Origin of the sequence: Elstera litoralis, from assembly GCF_000963705.1 — a bacterium.
Lineage (GTDB): Bacteria > Pseudomonadota > Alphaproteobacteria > Elsterales > Elsteraceae > Elstera > Elstera litoralis.
The window spans coordinates 1-3,707 of sequence record NZ_LAJY01000229.1 but is presented as its reverse complement, the minus strand read 5'-3'; the positions used below and the strand labels follow the sequence as shown (position 1 = coordinate 3,707).

At 64.1% G+C, this 3,707-nt stretch carries 5 protein-coding genes and 1 pseudogene; 5 read left to right on the top strand and 1 reads right to left on the bottom strand.

The features are described 5' to 3' along the window. A partial coding sequence (gene rpsU / locus VZ95_RS22980; protein ID WP_084627707.1) for a 30S ribosomal protein S21 occupies positions 1-109 on the bottom strand: 109 nt, incomplete at its 3' end. Between the two features lie 175 nt (positions 110-284). On the opposite strand from rpsU, the gene VZ95_RS09825 reads away from it, so the two are divergent. From VZ95_RS09825 to VZ95_RS09810, 5 genes and pseudogenes are all read left to right on the top strand, one after another. Then, entirely contained in the window at positions 285-737 is a 453-nt protein-coding gene (locus tag VZ95_RS09825; protein WP_232302588.1) for a peptide deformylase, read from the top strand. Further along, a complete protein-coding gene (locus tag VZ95_RS26975) occupies positions 640-855 on the top strand; it encodes a peptide deformylase (protein WP_232302587.1) in 216 nt (71 codons plus the stop codon). The genes VZ95_RS09825 and VZ95_RS26975 overlap by 98 nt, the downstream gene beginning before the upstream one ends. After that, positions 852-1,511, top strand: coding sequence for a COQ9 family protein (locus tag VZ95_RS09820; protein ID WP_045775684.1), 660 nt, complete (start codon positions 852-854; stop codon positions 1,509-1,511). Before VZ95_RS26975 ends, VZ95_RS09820 begins: the two co-directional genes overlap by 4 nt. A gap of 9 nt (positions 1,512-1,520) precedes the next feature. Next, positions 1,521-2,012: pseudogene (locus tag VZ95_RS29270) on the top strand (PAS domain-containing protein); the annotation flags it as partial. A gap of 127 nt (positions 2,013-2,139) precedes the next feature. After that, positions 2,140-3,707, top strand: a 1,568-nt coding sequence (locus VZ95_RS09810; RefSeq protein WP_156995217.1) for an ATP-binding protein, incomplete at its 3' end; no start/stop codon positions are given.

The window sequence follows — 3,707 nt, the reverse complement described above, 5'->3', positions numbered from 1 at the left end:
GAAATTTACGACGCAACTTCATTTCACGGAAAATCCCTTCACGCTGCATTTTCTTCTTCAGCGCGCGCAGGGCTTGATCGACATTATTGTCGCGGACGATCACATGCACGGTTTAACTCACGCCCCTTTAAACTTGATCGATGGAACCGATGGATAAGAGGGCGTCCGGGTACCATATGTAAACGGGTTTGGAAAGAGAGATTCGCACAAAGCTGAAAATCCCCCCGCTTGCGTTAGGTTTACGGAAACGTCTCTGGCTGCAATAATAGGGCATGATTTCCCGATTGCCCATTCCTGAATCCGATGGGGCGCTGCCCATCGTCACCGCCGGTCATCCGGCCCTGCGCGCGACTGCCGATCCGGTGCCCGATCCGACCGATCCGGCGATTGCCCGGCTCGGGCGCATTCTGGCCCATAGTCTGTGGGAGGTCGGCGGCATCGGGCTGGCCGCGCCCCAAATCGGCATCAGTTTGCGCGTCGTGCTGTTCTCGGTCCCGGCGCGGCGGCTGACGGGCGTGCGGGACGATGTGGAGCAAGCGCCGATGGTGCTGGTCAATCCACTTATCACACCCATTGGCACCGAAACCGAGGAAGATTGGGAAGGCTGCCTGTCGCTGCCCGGCCTCACTGGGCGCGTTTTTGCGGCCCCGCCGGATCCGCTATCAGGGCGTAACCCCGGCGGGGGAGACGGTCGATCGAACGGTGGAGGGCTTCCATGCGCGTGTGGTGCAGCATGAGTGCGATCATTTGGATGGAACGCTGTATCCGCAGCGCATGCCCGATATGAGTACGCTGATGTATGCCGATCATCGGCTGAACCTCGCCGCCCTGCTAGCCGAAGGAACCCCGCGATGACCCCTAACGCCCAAAGTTTGGACGACCTGCGCGCGCAGCTTTTACCCGCCATTCTGGACGAGGTGCCGTTCGAAGGGTGGACGACGAAGGGGCTCGCCCACGCGGCGCGGTCCTGCGGCCTAACCGAGGTTGATTTGCTGCGCGCTTTCCCCGGCGGTTCGGTCGATGTCATCGCCTATTGGAACGCGTGTCTCGATACCGACGCGGCAGCGGCGATTACGGCGGCGGTGGGCCTCAAGGTCCGCGAGAAGATCACGCTGGGGGTGCGGACGCGCCTCAACCTCGCGGTCTCCCATAAGGAGGCCGTGCGGCGAGGGTTGGGGCTGCTGGCGCTGCCGGGGCACGCGCGGCTTGGCGCGCATCTGCTGTCGAACAGTATGAGCGCGCTTTGGTATGCGGCGGGCGACCGGGCGACCGACTTCAACTATTACACCAAGCGCGGCCTGCTGGCGGGCGTCTATCTCGCAACGCTGCTCTATTGGCTGGACGATGCCTCGGACGATCACGCCGCCACCTGGGCCTTTCTCGATAAGCGCATTGCCGATGCGATGCGCCTGCCAACCCTGGTCGCCCCCCTGCGCGAGGGGGTGAAACGGGCCGTGCAGGGGATCATCCCCCCCTTCAACCGTCCGCGCCCGTCGCCCGGCTCGGCCTGATCGATCCCTGTGCCGCCGCCGAACGATCCAACGCCCTTCTCGAAAGCCGATTCAGCCCGTCGGTTGTTCGAAGAGATTCTGGAGATCGTGCCGGTCAATGTTTTCGTGCGCGATACCGAGGGGCGCTTTCTCTACGCCAATGCCCATACCGCTCAGTTCATCGGTCGAACCCCGAGCGAAATGGTGGGGCAAACGGTTTTCGATCTTTACCCGCCCCCCGTCGCCGAACGCTTTCATGACGGCGATCAGCGCGCGCTGGCGGGGGAAGAGGTGCGGGTCGAAGATTGGACCGTGCCGGATCTCAGCGATACGCCCTGGCAGTATCTGCTGCGCAAGCGCGTGGTCGAGATCGACGGTCAGCGCATCATCATCGGGGCGTCGGTAGATATTTCCGACCGGCTGCTGGCGATGCAGAAGCTGGCGGAAAGCGAAGGGCGCTTCCGGCAGCTCATCGAAGGCTCGCTTCAGGGCATTTTGATTATTTCCGGGCGGCGGGCACAGTTCGTCAATCAGGCCTTCGTGCAGATTTTCGGGTTTGCTTCGGCGGAAGCGGTGATGGGGTTCCCAGGGTTGATCGGCGTTTTTCGGCGAGGAGGCCGAACAGGCGATTCTGACCATCTGGGCGCGAATGGTCGCCGGGGAAACCGAGGTGATCGTCTACCGCCTGCCGGCGCGGCGTCAGGACGGGCAGCGCATCTGGGTCGATGTCTTCGCCCGTGCGATCCGCTGGGACGGGCGCGAGGCGATGCAAGTCACGCTGATCGACGTGACCCAGCGTGCCCTTGCGGAAGAGGCTCTGGAGGCCTCCCGGCGGGCGCTGGAAGTCTCCCGCGAGCAGGCCGAGGAGGCCAGTCGCGCCAAAAGCCAGTTTCTCGCCGTGATGAGCCACGAGTTGCGCACCCCGCTCACCGGGGTGCTCGGCATGGTCGATCTGTTGCTCGACACGGCGCTCGATGGCGAACAATACGGCTATGCCGTCACGCTACGCTCGTCAGCGCAAAGCCTGCTTACCCTGCTGAACGATCTTCTCGACCTTTCCAAAATCGAAGCCGGGGGCTTGGTTTTGGAGGAGATCGATTTCAACCTTTTGGCGTTGATCGAGGATGTCGTCGCCTTGTTCCGCGCCCGCGCGGCGGAGGCCGAAACGCTGCTGATCGCGGAGCTCGATCCGCAAGTTCCGGGCGTTGTGCGCGGCGACCCGACGCGGCTGCGCCAGATTCTGCTGAACTTGATCGGCAATGCGGTCAAATTCACGCAGCAGGGGCGAGTAACGGTGCGCGCCTTGCTGGGCGATGGGGCCACCGAGGGCGATTTGCCGCTGCGCTTTGAAATCGAAGACACGGGGATCGGCATTGCCGCCGATCAGCAGGACCGTTTGTTTCAGCCTTTCGTTCAGGCCGATGCCTCCACGACGCGCAAGTACGGCGGGACGGGGCTGGGGCTCGCCATTTGTCGGCGGCTGGCCGAGGCGATGGGGGGCGAGGTTGGCGTTGCCTCGGCGCTGGGCATGGGCTCGACCTTCTGGGTTTCGGTGCCGATGCGTTTGGGAACGGCGGCGGCGCTTACCGTCGATGCGGCGTCCTCCGAAAGCGTACCGCTGGGGGCGTGTCGCTTGCTGGTCGCCGAGGATAATGAGGTGACGCGCACGCTCCTGCGCTTGATGTTAACGCGCCACGGCCATGCGGTAACGACCGTCGAAAATGGCCGGGATGCGGTAGCGGCGGTGCGCGATTACGGGCCGTTCGATATGGGGATTTTCGATATGCAAATGCCCGAGATGGATGGCGTGGCGGCGGCGCGCGCGATTCGGGCTTTGCCGGGTGCGCTGGGGCGTCTTCCGCTGATTGCGCTGACGGCGGATGTTTTGCCCGAGAACCGGGCCGAGTTTCTTGCCGCCGGGGTCGATGCGATTCTGCCGAAGCCGATCGATTGGCCGCGCCTCAGTGTGGCGATGGCGCGGTTGCTGCCGGGGCGGGCCGATCCGGCGGGGTTGACCCGCGATGCGGCGGCAACCGATCTTGCGCTGCTGGACCCTATTGTGGCGCTGCACTTGGAACAGGCGCTTGGCCCGCTTGGCGTTACGGCCCTCTGGGCGGGGTTTCCGGCGAGTGTTCAGGAGGCGCTTGCCGGTCTCAGCCGGGCCGAGCGCGCGGGCGACTGGAACCGGTGGCGGCGACTTTTGATGTCCCTCCTCGC